Below are 18,064 nucleotides of genomic sequence, written 5' to 3'. Positions count from 1 at the left end.
TTCTTTTCTGCTAAAATATCTCCATTAATAAAATAATTTTTTTCTAATGTCTTTAAAAGATTTCTTGGGTAGCTTAAACCCACAACAGTACAAAGCTGTACTACTTGAAGATCGTAATTCCCTTATTTTAGCGGGTGCTGGGAGTGGTAAAACTAAGGTTCTTACTTCAAGGATAGCTTATCTATGCCATGATAAGGGTATAGCTGCTGACAACATTTTAGCTGTTACATTTACAAATAAAGCTGCTAAGGAGATTCAGCAGCGTGTTGAAAAAATGCTTGGAATCTCGACATTTGGGATGTGGATAGGAACTTTTCATGGCATAGCCCATAGATTACTACGTAAGCATTCACATGAACTTGGCTTAGATAAAAACTTTAGAATCCTTGATCAAGAAGAGCAAGCTCAACTTATAAAAAAAGTGATAAAATCTTTAGACCTTGATGATAAAAAATATCCTCCAAAATTACTTCAAAACTTTATAAATAAACAAAAAGACCAAGCAACCCGCAGCAATAAACTTTCTAGACAATATGATGCAAACTTTAACCGTATTTATGAGGCTTATGAAGAGAGATTACAGCTTGATAATGCTTTAGATTTTGCAGATTTATTACTTTACTTGTATGAGCTATTTTCTTTAAATATTCAACTAAGAGAATATTACCAAAATTTATTTAAATATATACTTATAGATGAGTTTCAAGATACTAACCATGTACAGTATCTTTGGTTAAAGCTTTTGCTGACGGATGATAATTATATTATGGCTGTTGGTGATGATGACCAATCAATATACGGCTGGCGAGGAGCTATAGTAGATAACATCCATAGCTACGTAAAAGAAGTAAACAATGTTGAGATAATCAAGTTAGAGCAAAATTACCGCTCAACAAAAAATATCCTTAAGGCAGCAAATTCTGTCATCAAAAATAATAATAACAGAATGTCCAAAGAACTTTGGTCCTCCGCTGAAGAAGGTGAAAAAGTACAAGTATACAATGCTGTAAATGAAAGAGAAGAAGCCAAATATATAATTGATAAAATCTGTAAACTTCATCAAGATGGTGAAAATTATAGTGATATTGCGGTATTGTACCGCTCTAACTATTTATCTCGTGTACTAGAAGAAAGTTGTATATATGCTAGTATTCCATATAGGATTTATGGTGGTTTTAGATTCTTTGATAGAGCGGAGGTTAAAGATGCTTTGGCTTACCTAAGACTAGCAGTTACAAGTACAGATAATTTAGCCTTTGAGCGTATCATTAACACTCCAACACGTGGGGTAGGTAATAAAACTTTAGATACAATTAGAAATTTTGCTCATATTAACTCATTATCATATCAGCAAGCAACTTTAGAAGTTATACAGAAAGAACTAGTAACAAAACGAACAGCAAGTTTGCTTTTAAATTTTATCCAATTAATTGACGATATCGCTAATCAGATAAAAGAGCTTAGTTTAGATAAATTACTAGAGTACGTGATTACAAAAAGTGGGCTTTTAGCTTCTTATGAGGAAAAGGATACAGAAAAAGATCGTCAAAAAATAGATAATTTAAAAGAATTAATAAGTGCAGCTAAGGACTTTGAACCACAAATTGAGTTGCTTGATGATAACGGTGATATTTTACAAGATTTTTTATCTTTAGCAGTTTTAGAAGCTGGTGAAATGCAGGCTGATGAATCAGTAGATAGTATACAATTGATGACTATCCATGCGGCAAAAGGCCTAGAGTTTAAACATGTGTTTATAGTTGCTGCAGAAGAGGGTGTTTTTCCTCCAAATGCTGTTATTAATAGTCAGGAAGCTTTTGATAATTCTCATTCAAAAAGACTTCAAGAAAAACTTGCTGAAGAAAGGAGACTTTTTTATGTCGCGATTACTAGGGCTATGGTGTCTCTAACTATTAGTTACGCTCAGGTACGTAATATTTTTGGTAGAAGTAGTTTCCAAGTTTGTTCTAGGTTTTTAGCTGAGATTGACGAGGAACATTTAAGCCAAGAACAAAACCAACTATCTAAAGCTAAAGTAAGGGCTAAATCTAACTTTGGTGTTTCGCCATTTGATTTTTTAAAAGCAAGTTCTCCCACTAATAAAATCTTCAAATCTGGAGATAAAGTTTTTCATAAAATTTTTGGTAAAGGTATTTTTATTAAATCACAAGCTCAAGGTACAAAAGAGTTTTATACAGTAAATTTTGGCCCTGACGTTGGGCAAAAGATTCTTTTGGCAGATATTGCTAATCTAGTCAAGGTATAGCTTTATCTTTTATGTTGAGTTTTTTAAAAACTATAGCTCCTAGTATTAGTGAAGTAACTAAGCATACACTTATACTTGTTTTAGGTGCTAGGTTTATGACATTTCCTATATCGATCGATAAACCAACTGTTAATTGACCAACTTCAGTGACTAAGGTAATTAGCATATTTGTGATAGCAATCCCTATAGCGGCAAAATTCTGAGGACATATTTTATTAAAAAAATACCATACTAAAACTTGTGAGGCAGAAAATGCACCAAAAATAAAAACTAAGAATATCGTATAGTTTTTTAATATTTCAAAGTTTATGACAATAACGGTTGTTATAGCTCCTAAAATGCAAACATTGATGACTTTTGTTGTATCAAATTTATCAGCTAATAGAGTTTTTATTGGAGAGAAAATAACCCAACCTATAAATATTGAAGTTATCAATGCTGTTGCAAGTATATCACCAAAACCATATGCTTGTTTAAAATATAAAATTCCATATTGCGAGGTTAAAACCACAGTCGGTATATATATCAAGCCTGCCCAAGTTGCATTAACCCAAAGCTTTTTATCTTTTATTAAATTTTTACTGGCGCTATAAATTTGTCTAAATTTTGGCATCAGTTTTACAGTTTGTACTTCTTTAGGTGAAAATATTTGAAACAATATAGCTAATGGTAGTGCAAACATACCGGAGTATACAAAAACATTTATCCAAGAAGTATTATAGTTGGATATAAGCACGCTAATGTTTTGTGAAAAAGCAGCAGCTAAGGTTCCTAACGATATTATAATGCTTGTTATGAAGCTAAAGTATTTGGGGTTAAAATTCTCTAGAGTTAGTTTTAGAACTCCTATAAATGCAAATGATGACCCAATACCTACTAACAGTCTACCAGCTATAGCTAAATTAAAACCTCCAGCTATAAATAGTATGTTACCAGCACCACACACTAAAGTTGCTGTGATTAAAATTCTTTTGCTACCAAATCTATCTAGCAATATACCAGCTGGTATTTGCATTATAAGGTAAGTTATATTGTAACTAGATATTAAAAATGAAAAGCCAATATGAGTTTTTATGTTAAAGTAGTTAACTATTTGTTCTTGGTATGCTCCAGTTAGTATCCTTAAAAAAAACTCATAGCAATAAAAGCTTATTCCAATAACTAGTATTATAAAGGTTCTGAAGTTCTTCATTTTTATAAAAAAATGCTCTTATTAATTTAGAAATTTACACTTTTATAACAATATTGTCTAATTAACTTTTTTTAATTCATCATTTACCCTATGGGCTATTAAATATATAATTTCTATATAAATTCTAAGTGTTGAAAATAACAATGTCAGAAAAATTTGTTTTAGCTGTTGATCAAGGCACAACTAGTTCACGAGCAATTATCTTTGATAAAAATGGTAATATCAGAAAAATTGCTCAGAAAGAGTTTACTCAGATTTACCCAAAAAGTGGTTGGGTTGAGCATGATCCTATGGAAATATGGGGAACACAAAGTGGTGTTGTTAGAGAAGTTCTTGAGTCTGGAAGAGTTAAACCAGAGCAGATTGTAGCCATAGGTATCACAAATCAGCGTGAAACGGTTGTTGTTTGGGATAAAGAAACTGGTGATCCTGTTTATAATGCTATAGTTTGGCAGTGTCGCCGTACTTCGTATATTTGTGATGAGATTAAAAAAGATCCGAAACTAGTTAAATACATTAAAGAAAATACTGGCTTAGTAGTGGATGCATATTTTTCTGGTACAAAAGTTAAGTGGATTTTAGATAATGTTGAGGGTGCAAGAGAAAAAGCTAATGCTGGTAAGCTTCTAATGGGTACTATAGATACTTGGCTTATTTGGAATATGACGCGTGGTAAAATCCATGCAACCGATTATAGTAATGCTTCACGTACTATGCTTTTTAACATTAATACGCTAGAGTGGGATAAGAAGATTTTAGAGTGTTTAGATATTCCAGCTTCTATGTTGCCAGAGGTGAAAAATTCAAGTGAAATCTACGGTTACACGGATGAAAAAACTCTAGCAGGAGCTAAAATTCCAATAGCTGGCGTGGCTGGAGATCAGCATGCTGCTTTGTTTGGACATTGCTGTTTTGAGAAGGGTATGGCTAAAAATACTTATGGCACGGGCTGTTTCGCACTTATGAATGTTGGTGATAAGCCAGTATTTTCTGATGCTGGGCTTCTAACAACTATCGCGTGGGGTGAAAATGGTAAACCAACTTATGCTTTAGAAGGTAGTGTGTTTATTGCAGGAGCTGTTATTCAGTGGATTAGAGATGGTTTGGGTCTTATTCGTTCAGCAGAAGATAGTGAGTATTATGCAACCAAAATTGATTCTACTAACGGGGTATATTTAGTACCTGCATTTGTTGGCTTAGGTACTCCATATTGGGATATGTATGCTCGTGGCACTATAGTTGGTATCACTAGGGACACTAAGAGAGAGCATATTATTAGGGCTGCTCTTGAAGCTATAGCATACCAAGCAAAAGCCGTTTTAGATTGTATGAAAGATGATACAGGATTAGATTTAGCTGGCTTACGTGTAGATGGTGGAGCGGTGCAGAATAATTTCTTAATGCAATTCCAGTCAGATATTCTTCAGTCTGAAATTTCAAAACCAAAAATCAATGAAATTACGGGTTTAGGAGCAGTTTTTTTAGCAGGTCTAGCAGTTGGCTTTTGGGAAAATAAAGAAGAGCTGAAAACTATATTGACTACCGAGAAAATCTTTGAGCCACAAAAAGATCCTAAAACAGTTGCTCATGACTATAAGGGTTGGAAAAAGGCAGTAGAAAGAAGTAAGGCTTGGGCTGAATAAAATGGAGAATAATTACGACATAATAATAATTGGTGGTGGCGCAACTGGGTTTGGGTGTGCTATAGAAGCTGTTTCACGTGGCTATAAAACTTTACTTTTGGAAGCATATGATTTTGGTAAAGGAACATCTTCAAAGTCTACTAAGCTTATTCACGGTGGCTTGAGGTATTTAGAAAATTTTGATTTTGCACTTGTAAAAGAAGGTTTGGAAGAAAGGTTTTCATTTTTACATAACGCTCCTCATTTGACTTATAAACAATCTTATCTTATTCCTACACGTAGTTATTTTGAAACTATTAAATACACAATAGGAGTTAAGTTATATGAGTTTTTGTCAGGTAAATACAAGATTGGTAAGAGCTATAATCTAAACAAGCAACAAACTTTAGCAGAGCTACCAAATATAGAAAGCTCTAAACTTAAAAAAAGTTTGGTGTATTATGATGGTCAGTTTGATGATACTAGACTTTTGATCTCTTTAATGAAAACTTTTGAATCAAAGGGTGGTGTAGCTTTAAATTATCATAAAGTTGAAAAAATTTATAGTTCAACAGATTCAAAATTAGACACTGTGGTAGCTACCGATACATTAACTCAGGAAAGAAGAGAATTTAAAGCAAGTCATATTATTAATGCTACAGGGACTTTTTGTGATACTATTATAAGCTTAGCAGGGCGAAAAGAGGCTCATAAATACGTTTCAGTTGCTCAAGGAACCCATATAGTTTTTGATCGAGAGAAGTTTCCAACCAAGCATGCAATTTTAATCCCAGAAACAGAGGATGGTAGAGTGTTATTTATTTTGCCGTGGCATGACCATTTGATAGTTGGTACTACGGATATTAAAAAAGAGGTTCCCAATATTGAACCAAAAGCCGATAAACAAGAAATTGAGTTTATTTTAGAAACCTTTAACCAATACGCTAAGCAAAAAGCAACTATTGCAGATATAAAGTCAGTATACTGTGGTCAGCGTCCGTTAGTTTCGCCTAAAAGAAATAAAAAAACGGCCAATATTTCTCGCAAGCATGAGATTATTGAGTCTGCAGACGGTTTGATTACGGTAGTAGGAGGTAAGTGGACTATATTTAGACGTATGGGGCAGGACACTTTAGATTATATGGAAAGTGGTAAAATTGCGCAAAAACCTTCTAAAACCTCTGAAGAATTATTGATTGATGCTGTTGAGTCTAAAGAGAGTTATCCACTAAAAGTTTATGGAAAAAATGCTGATGATATTAAAGCAATTCAGCAAGAAATGAATAACTATGAACTATTGCATAGCGATTTGCCATACTATCAGGCAGAAGTCGTTTACCATGTAAGAAGTGAAAAAGCTAAAACAGTTGAAGATGTGTTAGCGAGGCGTACACGAGCTGCTTTTTTAGATATTAAAGCAAGTATCAAAGCAGCGCCTATAGTCGCTGAGCTTATGGCTAAAGAGCTTGGAAAAGATAAAGCTTGGCAGAGTGAGCAGGTAGAGGAGTTTATAGAGTTTTCTAAAAATTTTGATGTGCAGGAATTATTTAGGTAGGACTAATTATGTTGGCAGCATGTGTAGCAGAAATTGTAGGAACTATGATTCTTATCCTTTTGGGTAATGGCGTAGTTGCAGGTGTAGTTTTAAATAAGACAAAATCACATAACAGTGGCTGGATTGTTATTGCTTTTGCTTGGGGACTTGCTGTTTTTATAGGTGTCTTGGTAGCTGGCCCTATTAGTGGGGCTCATATGAATCCAGCTGTTACACTTTCACTAGCAATAGCTGGGAAATTCTCATGGAACTGGGTAGTCCCTTATGTTATTTGCCAAGTTATGGGTGCTATGATTGGTCAATTTCTGGTATGGATTATGTATTATCCTCACTATTCTGCTACAACTGATGCCGATTTAAAATTGGCGACATTTTGCACGTCTCCAGCGATTAAACATCTACCTTCTAATTTTATGAGTGAGGTTATAGGAACCTTTGTGTTAGTGTTTGCTATATTAGCTATGCATGGGGTTGTAATACAGGTTGGAGGTTCTAATATAACAACAGCTTATGCAATTAATATGGGAGCTTTAGGCGGTATCCCAGTGGCATTTGTCGTTATGGCTATAGGTTTATCTTTAGGTGGTACTACTGGGTATGCTATTAATCCAGCTAGAGATTTTGGTCCAAGATTGTTTCATACTGTTATGCCTATACAGAGTAAAGGTTCATCTCACTGGAGTTACGCATGGGTACCAATTCTAGGTCCTGTTGTTGGTAGTGTAATAGCAACGGTCTTTTATCTGTTATTGAAAGCACAAGGGGCACTTTAGAATAAATGTGTGATTTTACATATGTGCCTATGTTTGGTGATGAGTTTTTAAGACTTATTTTATCTATCTTACTATTCTTTTGTTGTGTTATTTTAGCCCAAATCTTCATGTACAAGAAAAATTGGGGTGTAGCATTTTGGAGTTGCTTTGCTATTTTTCTAGTGGTTTTAGGCGGATATGGGTACGTTATTCACCGTTTATATTTGGAAAATACTTTTTCTTACGATGGTTTTATTTCAGGTGCTGGGTTTTTGACAGTGGTGGGTTTATTGTTCTCAAAATCTAAGGGTGAGGAAATTATCTTTAATGATAAGCTTATAAATAACGATACACCAATGTTTTTGACAAGCTTTATTGTGTTTTCAATCATTTATGTTTTGACTGTTGATTATAATTTTGAGTGTATTTATGATGCCAGTCAGCTATTTATAGAAGCGTTACAGATAATTGTTTATCCTGTATTATTACTACTTGGATTAACAGCATTTTTATTTAGGTTTGTGGTATGTATATATGTTTTTGCAATATGCATGGCTTTGTTTATAATTGAAGATATGGTTTCTGTTTATTACATATTATCACTTATTACAGATGAGTCTATAACCGTTGAAACGATGATGCTAGCTATTATTTCAACTATTATAAGTATAATGTCAATCTGCATACTTATCAAAGCAAAGAGAGTTTATAATAGGAGGAGAGTAAATGATTAAGTATTTTGACAATTTTTTTTGGACTAATGCGGTTGTAGCACTGGTTATACTAGTGGCAGGTTTACTCTTATCCAAGTATGTTAAATCATTAACTTATAACTTGTTAAAAAAGTATGACAATACAGTCTCTCAGTTTCTAGCAAGTTTAATCTATGTAATTTTTTTAATTTTAGTTGTTGTGGTAGCTTTGGCAAAATTAGGTGTCCCAATTTCTCCTATAACTGGTGTTTTGACAGGTATCGTTTTTGGTATATCAATGTCTTTAAAGGCATCTTATAGTATTTTCGCCTCTGGCATAATGCTTGCTTTTAGTAAACCCTTTGAGATTGGTGATAATGTTGATATAGGGGGCTCAGTAGGTGCTGTTAAATCTATAGGCTTTTTGTATACAAAGCTTAGTAGCGAAACTGGTGATGAGATTGTGATTGTAAATAATATGGTTATGTCAAAAGTAATTACTAGGTTTTCTAGTAAATAAGCCTTTTATAGCAAAATAATATTTACATTAATTTTTAAACGTAGTAGTATGTGATTAGTTCTTTAAGAAAAATTTTAAAGTAGTTATTTTCTTAAAAAGCTTTATAGATTCAAGCACAAAAAGCTTGATTTTTATTCAAATAGACTTTATAGTATTCTAGAAAGTTTTAGGGGAGGGATTCCCGAGCGGCCAAAGGGATCAGACTGTAAATCTGACGGCTCAGCCTTCGCAGGTTCGAATCCTGCTCCCTCCACCATGCGGGTGTAGTTCAATGGTAGAACTTCGGCCTTCCAAGCCGATAGCGTGGGTTCGATTCCCATCACCCGCTCCACCCTAAACGTGGTTATAAAATTTAAGCTCGCATGGCTCAGGTGGTAGAGCACTCCCTTGGTAAGGGAGAGGTCACCAGTTCAAGTCTGGTTGTGAGCACCATATTATTGGTTTTTTGTTTTTTGTTGAAAAAAAATGGAGTAATAAAAGAATGGCTAAAGAAAAATTTGAACGTTCGAAGCCGCACGTAAACGTAGGTACAATTGGTCACGTTGATCATGGTAAAACTACTCTTACTGCAGCTATCACTAAGGTAATGGCTGAAAAAAACGGTGGCTCTGCTCGTAGGTTTGATGAGATTGATAATGCACCAGAAGAAAAAGCACGTGGTATTACTATTAACACTTCTCACGTAGAGTATGAGTCTCCAAATAGACACTATGCTCATGTTGACTGTCCAGGACACGCGGATTATGTTAAAAACATGATTACTGGTGCTGCTCAGATGGATGGTGCTATCTTAGTATGTTCTGCTGCTGATGGTCCTATGCCGCAAACTCGTGAGCATATTCTACTTTCTCGTCAGGTTGGTGTACCATATATCGTAGTTTTCTTAAACAAGTGTGATATGGTTGATGACGAAGAGTTATTAGAGCTTGTAGAAATGGAAGTGCGTGAGCTTTTAGATCAGTATGAGTTCCCTGGTGATGATACTCCTATTATTATGGGTTCAGCTCTTAAGGCTTTAGAAGGTGATGAGAAGTACGTTGAGAAGATCGTTGAGCTAGTTCAAGCTATGGATGACTATATTCCAGCTCCTGAGCGTGATACTGATAAGCCATTTATTTTACCAATTGAAGACGTGTTCTCTATTTCAGGTCGTGGTACAGTTGTAACTGGACGTATTGAGCGTGGTGTTATAAACGTTGGTGATGAAGTTGAGGTTGTAGGTATTCGTCCTACTCAAAAAACTACAGTAACTGGTGTGGAGATGTTCCGTAAGCTTCTAGATAGAGGGGAAGCTGGAGATAACGTTGGTATTCTAGTTCGTGGTCTTAAGAGAGACGATGTTGAGCGTGGACAAGTATTATGTAAGCCAGGTTCAATTAAGCCTCACACTAAGTTTGAAGCTGAAGTTTATGTGCTTTCTAAAGAAGAAGGTGGTAGACATACTCCATTCTTTAAAGGCTATAGACCACAGTTCTATTTCCGTACTACAGATATTACTGGTGCTGTTGAGCTACCGGAAGGTGTAGAGATGGTTATGCCTGGTGATAACATTAAGATGGTTATAACTCTAATTAACCCAATTGCAATGGATGAGGGTTTACGTTTCGCTATCCGTGAAGGTGGTAGAACTGTAGGTGCTGGTGTTGTTGCTAAAATTATTGAGTAATAAATAGTTGTAAAGTAAAATAAAATAAAAGGTCAGTAGTTCAATTGGTAGAGCAGCGGTCTCCAAAACCGCAAGTTGGGGGTTCGAGTCCCTCCTGGCCTGCCAAATAATTAAGACAGTGATGCAATTTTGCTCACTGTCTTTTTTATTTTTCTTGATATTATATTTTCTGTGTGTTATTTTATACCCTACGTTTTAAAGGAGTATCATTCTTGTGAAAAAGAGTCAAAATTTTAATAAAGTTTGGGTGAGTGGAGCTACTAAACCTACAGAAGTGACAAGGATTTCAAGTTCGCTTAACGTTTTGCTGTGGTTTGCTGCTACCGTTGTTGTGATTTTGGGTGTTATGGTTACTATGGCTTCAGGTATTTGGGGTTTTGATTATAGTTCTTATAATACATCAATTGCCGTAGTGGTTGTTCTTGTGGCACTAGTTATTGCAAGGTTTACTAATCAGGGTCGTAGATTTTGGGCTTTTTTTAATGCTTCAAAACTGGAGTTGTCCAAAGTGGTTTGGCCTACACGCAAAGAAACTATGACTATATCTGCTATGGTTATAGTGGTGGTTATCATTTTTGCTATCTTTATATCTATATTTGGTTTGGTATTTGAAAAATTTATTCAATATTTCCTAGGTTAATAGGGGTTTACAATTATGCTTTGGTATGTCGTGCAGGTGCACTCAGGTTATGAAAAAAGAGTAAAAACTCAGTTGGAAGAAAATATTAAAATAGCTGGTTTGGAAAATAGTTTTGGTAGAATACTTGTTCCTACTGAGAATGTGGTAGAAATGAGAGCAGGTCAAAAGCGTAAAAGTGAACGTAAGTATTTTCCGGGGTATGTTTTGGTAGAGGCCGACCTTACTACAGATGCTTGGCAGCTTGTAAAGTCAGTTCCTAGAGTATTAACTGTTGTTGGTTCAAGAGGTAAGCCTATTCCATTAAGTAAGCAAGAAGTTGATAAAATTCTTAGTTTCATGGAAGGTAATAAAAATACTATTGAGCCAAGACTTAGAAAGTCGTATCAGGTTGGTGAAGTGGTTAGAGTTCTTGAGGGGCCATTTAATGACTTTACTGGTGTGGTAGAAGAAGTTAACTATGAAAAATCAAGGTTAAGGGTGGCTGTATCTATATTTGGTAGATCTACGCCTGTTGAGCTTGAATTTTCACAAGTTGAAAAAGAGTCTTAGTTTAAGAAATAAACTAAGTCATGGGGAGCTTATATTTAAATAATATGAGTGCTATTAACCTAAATTTTGGAGAAAACAATGGCTAAGAAAAAAGTAGAAGCTATTATTAAATTGCAAGTTGCTGCTGGTAAAGCTAATCCAAGTCCTCCTATAGGACCTGCATTAGGTCAGCGTGGTGTTAATATTATGGGATTCTGTAAGGAATTCAATGCTAAAACTCAGGGTATGGAGCCAGGTATGCCTATCCCTGTTGAAATTTCTGTATATAGCGATCGCAGTTTCACTTTCGAGCTGAAAACTCCGCCAGCTTCTTATTTGATTAAAAAAGCTGTCAAAATAAAATCAGGTTCTTCAAACCCTTCGAAAGAGTTTGTTGGTACTATTACTCGTGAGCAGTTGGAAGAGATTGCTAAAGTAAAAGATCCTGACTTGACAGCTGCTGATTTAGATGCTGCTGTAAGAATTATTGCTGGTAGTGCTCGTAGTATGGGCGTAAAAGTAGAAGGGGTTGCGTAATGGCTAAAATTTCAAAAAGAATGAAAACTATAGCAGCTAAGATAGATGCTGAAAAAAAATATCCTGTAGCAGAAGCTTTTGATATTTTAAGAGATGTTTCTTCAGTTAAGTTTGTTGAATCTGTGGATGTGTCAGTTGCTTTAGGTGTTGATCCTCGTAAATCTGATCAAGTGGTTAGAGGGGCTTCTGTGTTACCTAATGGTACAGGTAAAAGTGTTAGAGTAGCAGTTTTTGCAAAAGGTCCTGCTGCTGATGCAGCTAAAGAAGCTGGTGCAGATATCGTTGGTATGGAAGATCTTGCGGATGAGGTTAAAAAAGGTAATATGAATTTTGATGTTGTGATCGCTTCTCCTGATTCTATGAGAGTGGTTGGACAGTTGGGTCAAATTTTAGGTCCTAAAGGACTTATGCCAAATCCTAAGGTTGGTACTGTAACTATGGATGTTGCTAAAGCTGTAAGAGATGCTAAAGCAGGTCAGGTTAGATATAGAGTTGACAAAGCAGGTATTATACATACAACTATTGGTAAGGTTAATTTTACTTCAGATGCGCTAAAACAAAACCTAGAGCAGCTTTTGATTGATCTTAAAAAAGCAAAACCATCTGTTTCTAAAGGCATATATCTGAAGAAAGTTTCTGTGTCTAGTACTATGGGTCCAGGAATAGCAGTTGACTTTTCAGATTTAAGTATATAGAATAATACTTTGCAATTTCTTTGGGTTGTATGTGAATACAACGTTAAAGACCGTAGGAGCTAAGCTTGCTTGGCTTAATATTTATCCTACGCAGACGATGTTGACAACCTTTTTTGGTCTAAATATCGTGTTAAATTAAATAAAAGTGTAGACAATATAAGGAGTCGATTATGGCACTTAGAATAGAGGATAAAAAAGCAATTGTCGCTGAAGTTGCTGAACAGGTGTCCTTGGCGTTGTCTGCGGCAGTAGCCGACTATCGTGGTTTGACTGTTAATGAAATGACTTCATTAAGAAAACAAGCTCGTGAGTCAGGAGTTTATTTAAGGGTTGTTCGTAACAACTTAGCACGTTTAGCAATTAAAGGAACTAATTTTGAGTGTTTATCAGATGCTCTTAAAGGTCCTCTTGTTCTTGCTCTTTCTAAGGATGAGCCAGGTGCAGCAGCTAAGCTATTTAAAAACTTTCAAAAAGACCATAAGGCTTTTGAAGTTAAAAATTTAGCTATGTCTGGTGAACTGTTTGGTCCAGAAAAGTTAGATGACTTTGCTAAGCTTCCTAGTCGGGAAGAGGCACTTGCTACATTACTTAGTGTTATGCAAGCACCGGTTACTAAGTTTGTTCGTACCCTTAATGAGATTCCTTCTCAGGTGGTACGAGTATTTGCTGCTGTTGGAGATAGTAAATAATTGCATTGGCTTACTAGAAGAGCTAAACAAAGAATTAATTGTTAAATAAATAGGAGTTATAAAATGGCTATAACAAAAGAAGATATCCTAAATGCTGTTGCTGAGATGAGCGTAATGGATGTGTGTGATTTGGTTAAAATGATGGAAGATAAGTTTGGTGTATCTGCTGCAGCTGCTGTTGCTGTTGCTGCTGGTCCAGTTGCTGGTCCAGCTGAAGCTGCTGAAGAAAAAACTGAATTTGACGTTGTTTTAGTTGATGCAGGTTCAAATAAGATCGCTGCGATCAAGGCGGTTAGAGGTGTTACAGGTTTAGGTCTTAAAGAAGCTAAAGATGCTGTAGAAGGTACTCCTTTTACAGTTAAAGAAGCTGCTTCTAAAGAAGAAGCGGAAGCTCTTAAGAAGCAACTTGAAGAAGCTGGCGCTAAAGTTGAGCTTAAATAATAATATTCATAAAAAGTAATTTTTAGGAATTATGGCTAGTGGTCATTTATATGGCTTCTAGTCTTTCTAGTATTGAAAGATACATAGGTTGGTGCAAATATATTCATGTTTGCTTTTTATTTTGTGTAAACAAAATCTTAAGGGTTTTTTGATGTCTTACTCATACGCTGAGAAAAAAAGAATTCGTAAAGAGTTTGGGGAACTACCTCATATCTTGGATGTGCCATATTTACTCTCCATTCAAACAGAGTCATATAAAAAATTTTTAAATCCTGAAGGGACTAAAGGTAGAGAACGTTCTGGTTTGGAGCAGGTGCTTAAACAGTCTTTTCCTGTGGAAAGTAAAAATGGACAATATGAACTTCATTATGTTGATTATCAAATTGGTGAGCCAACATTTGATGAGAGCGAATGCCAGGTTCGTGGAGCTACTTATGACGCTCCTCTTAATGTTAAGATGAGGTTGGTTGTTTATAATAAAGAGGCTCTTCCAAATGAAAAAATCGTTGAAGATATTAGAGAAGAGTATGTATATATGGGTGATATCCCTCTAATGACAACAAACGGTACTTTTATTGTTAATGGTACTGAAAGGGTAGTCGTTTCTCAGTTACATAGGTCTCCGGGAGCATTTTTTAGTAAAGATGACACAGAAGAAGGGGCTTTTTCTGCACGTATAATCCCGTATAGAGGTTCATGGTTAGATTTTGAATTTGATTCGAAAGGTATAATCTGGGCTAGGATAGATAGGAAAAGAAAAATTTGTGCAACTGTTATTTTAAAGGCACTTGGATATTCGCAAGAAGATATTTTAGAACATTTTTCTACTACTAAAACGATTAAATTTGACGGTGAAAATTTTGCCTTGAAGTTGGGCGATCTTTCTTTAATAAAAGGCGAGTTACTAAAGTTTGACATCATAGATTCAAAAGGTGATGTAATAGCAAAGAAAAATAAAAAGATTACTTCGAAAGATGTTAAGAAAATAAAAGAAGCAGGTATTGATTCTGTAGCTATAGACTTTGACCTGGTGAGTACCCTTAGGGTGGCAAAAGATGTTATCAGTGAGAATTCAGGTGAAGTTATAGCTTATGCAAATAATGATATTACAGAAGGTTTATTAGACGCTTGTATAAAAGCGGGAATGTATGAGTTAGAGGTTGTAGATTTTATAACTACAGAAAAAGGTAGGTATATTTCTGACACTCTTAAGTATGATGTTACAAAAAATACTGATGAAGCTTTGGTTGAGATTTATAAGGTTTTAAGACCTGGGGATCCTCCAGCAGCAGCATCTGTAAAGGCTTTATTTGAAGGGTTATTTTTTATTGAAAGTAGATATAGCTTATCTGATATTGGTAGAATGAAATTAAACGCAAGATTAGGTTCTGACAAGGTTTCTAAAGACGTTTATACTCTTGAAAATAGTGATATAGTTGGTGTCCTTGAAGAGCTTATTAAGATCCGTGATGGTAAAGGAAAAGTGGACGATATAGATCATCTTGGTAACAGACGTGTTCGTTCTGTTGGTGAAATGGTCGAGAACCAATTTAGAATAGGTCTTTACCGTGTAGAAAAAGGAATCCGTGAGAGCATGTCTTTGGTACATAAAGATAAGTTAATGCCGAAAGATATAGTTAACTCTAAGCCTATAACAGCTTCGATAAAAGAGTTTTTTACTTCTGGAGCATTATCTCAATTTATGGATCAAGATAATCCACTATCAGAAGTTACACATAAAAGAAGAATTTCAGCATTAGGCCCTGGTGGTTTATCTCGTGATAGAGCTGGTTTTGAAGTTCGTGACGTTCATGCAACTCACTACGGTAGATTATGTCCTATTGAAACACCAGAAGGACCAAACATTGGTCTTATTAACTCTTTAGCAATTTATTCTAGGGTAAATGATTATGGTTTCTTAGAGGCTCCTTATAGAAAAGTTATTAATGGTAGAGTTACAGATGAAATTGAGTATTTATCAGCAACTGACGAAGACAATTTCGTAATTGCTCAGGCTTCAACTCAACTTGATGAAAATAACCATTTTGTTGATGAATTGATCCAATGTCGTTCAGGTGGTGAAGCAATGTTTACTGAATCTAGTAGAGTTCAGTATATGGATGTTTCTGCTAAACAGATGGTTTCGGCAGCTGCAGCATTAATTCCTTTCTTAGAGCATGATGACGCAAACAGGGTATTGATGGGTGCAAACATGCAACGTCAAGCAGTCCCAACTCTTAAGTCAGAAAAACCTTTGGTTGGTACTGGGATAGAGAAGATTGTTGCTAGAGATTCAGGTAACTGTATTATTGCTAGAAACCCTGGAACGATTGTTGAGGTTGACTCAAACAGAATAGTAGTTAAGGTAAATACTGAAAAATCTAAAACTAATAGATTAGTAGACATATATAGTTTAACTAAATTCAAACGCTCAAATAAGAATACTTGTATTAACCAGCGTCCTATAGTTAATGTTGGTGATAAAGTTGAGCAAGGTGATATCTTAGCAGATGGCTTTGCAACCGATTTTGGTGAGTTATCTTTAGGGCATAATCTAATGGTTGCATTTATGCCATGGAATGGTTATAACTTTGAGGATTCGATTCTATTGTCAGAAAGAATTGTTAAAGACGATAAGTATACAAGCATACATATCGAAGAGTTTACTTGCGTTGCTCGTGATACTAAACTTGGACCAGAGGAAATAACAGCAGATATTCCAAATGTTAGTGAAAGCAGCTTGGTTAAATTGGATGAATCTGGTATTGTCCATATAGGTGCTAATGTTGAATCTGGTGATATTCTTGTAGCTAAAATTACACCAAAAGCAGAGCAGCAGTTAACTCCAGAAGAAAGATTACTTAGAGCAATCTTTAATGAAAAAGCATCAAACGTTGCAGATAGTTCATTAAGGATGCCTAGTGGCACTTCAGGCACAGTTATTAATGTTCAAGTATTTGAAAATGATAAAGGTGGTAAGAGTCATAGAGCTTTAAAAATAGAAAAAGAGCTTATAGAAAAAACACGTAAAGACTTTGATGAAGAATTTAGTGTTATTGAATCTATAGTTAAACAATCTATTGAAAAGGATATTGTGGGTGCTGAGATTCTTAAAGCTAAAGGTCTTAAAAAAGGAGCTATTTTAACAAAAGAGTTTTTAGAAAAGCTGCCTTTTTCAAAATGGTTAGAAATTTCGTTCGAAGACGAGAAGTTAAACACTAAGGTGCAAAAAACTAAAGAATACTATGATGAAGCAAAATTAGCAGTAGATGCTAGATTTGAGGCTAAGAAAAAGTCTATAACTCAAAGTAATGAGCTATCTCCTGGTGTGTTAAAAACAGTAAAAGTATTTGTCGCTATTAAAAAGCGTATACAGCCTGGTGATAAGATGGCAGGGCGTCATGGTAACAAAGGTGTGGTATCCCGCGTATTACCTATTGAAGATATGCCATACATGGAAGATGGTACTCCAGTAGATGTTTGTTTGAATCCATTAGGTATACCATCACGTATGAATATTGGTCAGATCTTAGAAGCACATATGGGATTAGCTTCTTATGGTTTGGGTAAAAAGATAGAAAAAACTTTAGATCAAACTAGAAAAGCTGCTGAGCTTAGAAAGACTTTAGATGAAGTATATAACACTGTTGGTGGTAAGAAAGTAGACTTAGAGGCTTTAAGTGATGAAGAAATCTTACAGCTTTGTGAAAATCTTAAAGGTGGTGTGCCAATCGCAACGCCGGTATTTGATGGAGCTAAAGAAGAAGATATTAAATCGCTACTTCAACTAGGTGGTTTTGCAACAGATGGTCAAATGAAATTGTTTGATGGTCGTACTGGTAAAGCATTTGACAGACATGTAACTGTCGGGTTTATGTATATGCTTAAGCTTGATCACTTGGTAGATGATAAAATGCATGCTAGATCGACTGGTTCATATAGTTTGGTTACACAACAACCTCTTGGTGGTAAGGCCCAGTTTGGTGGTCAAAGATTTGGTGAGATGGAAGTTTGGGCGTTACAAGCTTATGGTGCAGCTTATACATTAAGAGAGATGCTAACAGTTAAGTCTGATGATATAGCTGGAAGGTCAAAAATGTATAAGAACATAGTTGATGGTAAACTAACTATGAACGTTGATGTTCCAGAATCCTTTAACGTTTTAAGAAATGAAGTTAGAGCGTTAGGTATAGATATGGATTTTGACTACTCAGCAGAGCAAGAATAAGCATCTTTAATAGAGTAACTTATTTTTTTTATTAAAATAAA

At 35.2% G+C, this 18,064-nt stretch carries 15 protein-coding genes and 4 tRNA genes; 18 read left to right on the top strand and 1 reads right to left on the bottom strand.

Annotated features, from left to right (window positions below; translation table 11 throughout):
* Positions 1 to 46 precede the first annotated feature (46 nt).
* Positions 47 to 2,266, top strand: coding sequence for a UvrD-helicase domain-containing protein (locus tag E3E15_RS06575; protein WP_172107043.1), 2,220 nt, complete (start codon positions 47 to 49; stop codon positions 2,264 to 2,266).
* On the opposite strand, the gene E3E15_RS06570 is transcribed toward E3E15_RS06575, so the two are convergent.
* Positions 2,256 to 3,458 carry an MFS transporter gene (locus E3E15_RS06570; RefSeq protein ID WP_172107042.1) on the bottom strand — a complete coding sequence of 401 codons (1,203 nt, stop codon included), beginning with the start codon at positions 3,456 to 3,458 and terminating at the stop codon, positions 2,256 to 2,258. The two genes, E3E15_RS06575 and E3E15_RS06570, sit on opposite strands and share 11 nt — an antisense overlap.
* Before the next feature lie 143 nt (positions 3,459 to 3,601).
* Between E3E15_RS06570 and glpK the strand changes: the two genes are divergently transcribed.
* From glpK to rpoB, 17 genes are all read left to right on the top strand, one after another.
* Entirely contained in the window at positions 3,602 to 5,101 is a 1,500-nt protein-coding gene (gene glpK / locus E3E15_RS06565; protein WP_172107041.1) for a glycerol kinase GlpK, read from the top strand.
* Between the two features lies 1 nt (position 5,102).
* Positions 5,103 to 6,635 (top strand): glycerol-3-phosphate dehydrogenase/oxidase, encoded by a 1,533-nt coding sequence (locus E3E15_RS06560; protein WP_172107040.1) that lies wholly within the window; start codon positions 5,103 to 5,105, stop codon positions 6,633 to 6,635.
* An 8-nt stretch (positions 6,636 to 6,643) separates the two neighbouring features.
* Entirely contained in the window at positions 6,644 to 7,408 is a 765-nt protein-coding gene (locus tag E3E15_RS06555; RefSeq protein WP_172107039.1) for an MIP/aquaporin family protein, read from the top strand.
* A gap of 5 nt (positions 7,409 to 7,413) precedes the next feature.
* Entirely contained in the window at positions 7,414 to 8,121 is a 708-nt protein-coding gene (locus tag E3E15_RS06550) for a hypothetical protein (RefSeq protein ID WP_172107038.1), read from the top strand.
* Positions 8,114 to 8,599 carry a mechanosensitive ion channel family protein gene (locus E3E15_RS06545; protein WP_035720155.1) on the top strand — a complete coding sequence of 162 codons (486 nt, stop codon included), beginning with the start codon at positions 8,114 to 8,116 and terminating at the stop codon, positions 8,597 to 8,599. Before E3E15_RS06550 ends, E3E15_RS06545 begins: the two co-directional genes overlap by 8 nt.
* A gap of 171 nt (positions 8,600 to 8,770) precedes the next feature.
* Positions 8,771 to 8,855 (top strand) — tRNA-Tyr (locus tag E3E15_RS06540).
* A 1-nt stretch (position 8,856) separates the two neighbouring features.
* Positions 8,857 to 8,930, top strand: a tRNA-Gly gene (locus E3E15_RS06535).
* Between the two features lie 25 nt (positions 8,931 to 8,955).
* Positions 8,956 to 9,031, top strand: a tRNA-Thr gene (locus E3E15_RS06530).
* Positions 9,032 to 9,080: 49 nt separating this feature from the next.
* Positions 9,081 to 10,265: an elongation factor Tu gene (gene tuf, locus E3E15_RS06525; RefSeq protein ID WP_039123801.1), complete on the top strand. Its 1,185-nt coding sequence runs from the start codon at positions 9,081 to 9,083 to the stop codon at positions 10,263 to 10,265.
* A gap of 29 nt (positions 10,266 to 10,294) precedes the next feature.
* A tRNA-Trp gene (locus E3E15_RS06520) sits at positions 10,295 to 10,370 on the top strand.
* Positions 10,371 to 10,479: 109 nt separating this feature from the next.
* Positions 10,480 to 10,905 (top strand): preprotein translocase subunit SecE, encoded by a 426-nt coding sequence (secE, locus tag E3E15_RS06515; RefSeq protein ID WP_172107037.1) that lies wholly within the window; start codon positions 10,480 to 10,482, stop codon positions 10,903 to 10,905.
* 15 nt (positions 10,906 to 10,920) lie between these two features.
* Positions 10,921 to 11,454, top strand: a complete 534-nt coding sequence (nusG, locus tag E3E15_RS06510; protein WP_035720141.1) for a transcription termination/antitermination protein NusG — start codon at positions 10,921 to 10,923, stop codon at positions 11,452 to 11,454.
* 78 nt (positions 11,455 to 11,532) lie between these two features.
* Positions 11,533 to 11,970 (top strand): 50S ribosomal protein L11, encoded by a 438-nt coding sequence (gene rplK, locus E3E15_RS06505; RefSeq protein WP_035720138.1) that lies wholly within the window; start codon positions 11,533 to 11,535, stop codon positions 11,968 to 11,970.
* Positions 11,970 to 12,665, top strand: a complete 696-nt coding sequence (gene rplA, locus E3E15_RS06500) for a 50S ribosomal protein L1 (protein ID WP_035720137.1) — start codon at positions 11,970 to 11,972, stop codon at positions 12,663 to 12,665. Before rplK ends, rplA begins: the two co-directional genes overlap by 1 nt.
* Before the next feature lie 170 nt (positions 12,666 to 12,835).
* On the top strand, positions 12,836 to 13,354 hold the full coding sequence (gene rplJ / locus E3E15_RS06495) for a 50S ribosomal protein L10 (protein WP_035720135.1): 519 nt from the start codon (positions 12,836 to 12,838) through the stop codon (positions 13,352 to 13,354).
* A 63-nt stretch (positions 13,355 to 13,417) separates the two neighbouring features.
* Positions 13,418 to 13,795 carry a 50S ribosomal protein L7/L12 gene (gene rplL / locus E3E15_RS06490; protein ID WP_035720133.1) on the top strand — a complete coding sequence of 126 codons (378 nt, stop codon included), beginning with the start codon at positions 13,418 to 13,420 and terminating at the stop codon, positions 13,793 to 13,795.
* A 151-nt stretch (positions 13,796 to 13,946) separates the two neighbouring features.
* On the top strand, positions 13,947 to 18,023 hold the full coding sequence (rpoB, locus tag E3E15_RS06485) for a DNA-directed RNA polymerase subunit beta (protein WP_172107036.1): 4,077 nt from the start codon (positions 13,947 to 13,949) through the stop codon (positions 18,021 to 18,023).
* Positions 18,024 to 18,064 lie beyond the last annotated feature (41 nt).

The sequence above is a fragment of the Allofrancisella frigidaquae genome (assembly GCF_012222825.1).
Classification (GTDB): Bacteria; Pseudomonadota; Gammaproteobacteria; order Francisellales; family Francisellaceae; genus Francisella; species Francisella frigidaquae.
Note: the sequence above shows the minus strand (reverse complement) of the source record. Positions and strands in the feature narration are given on the sequence as shown.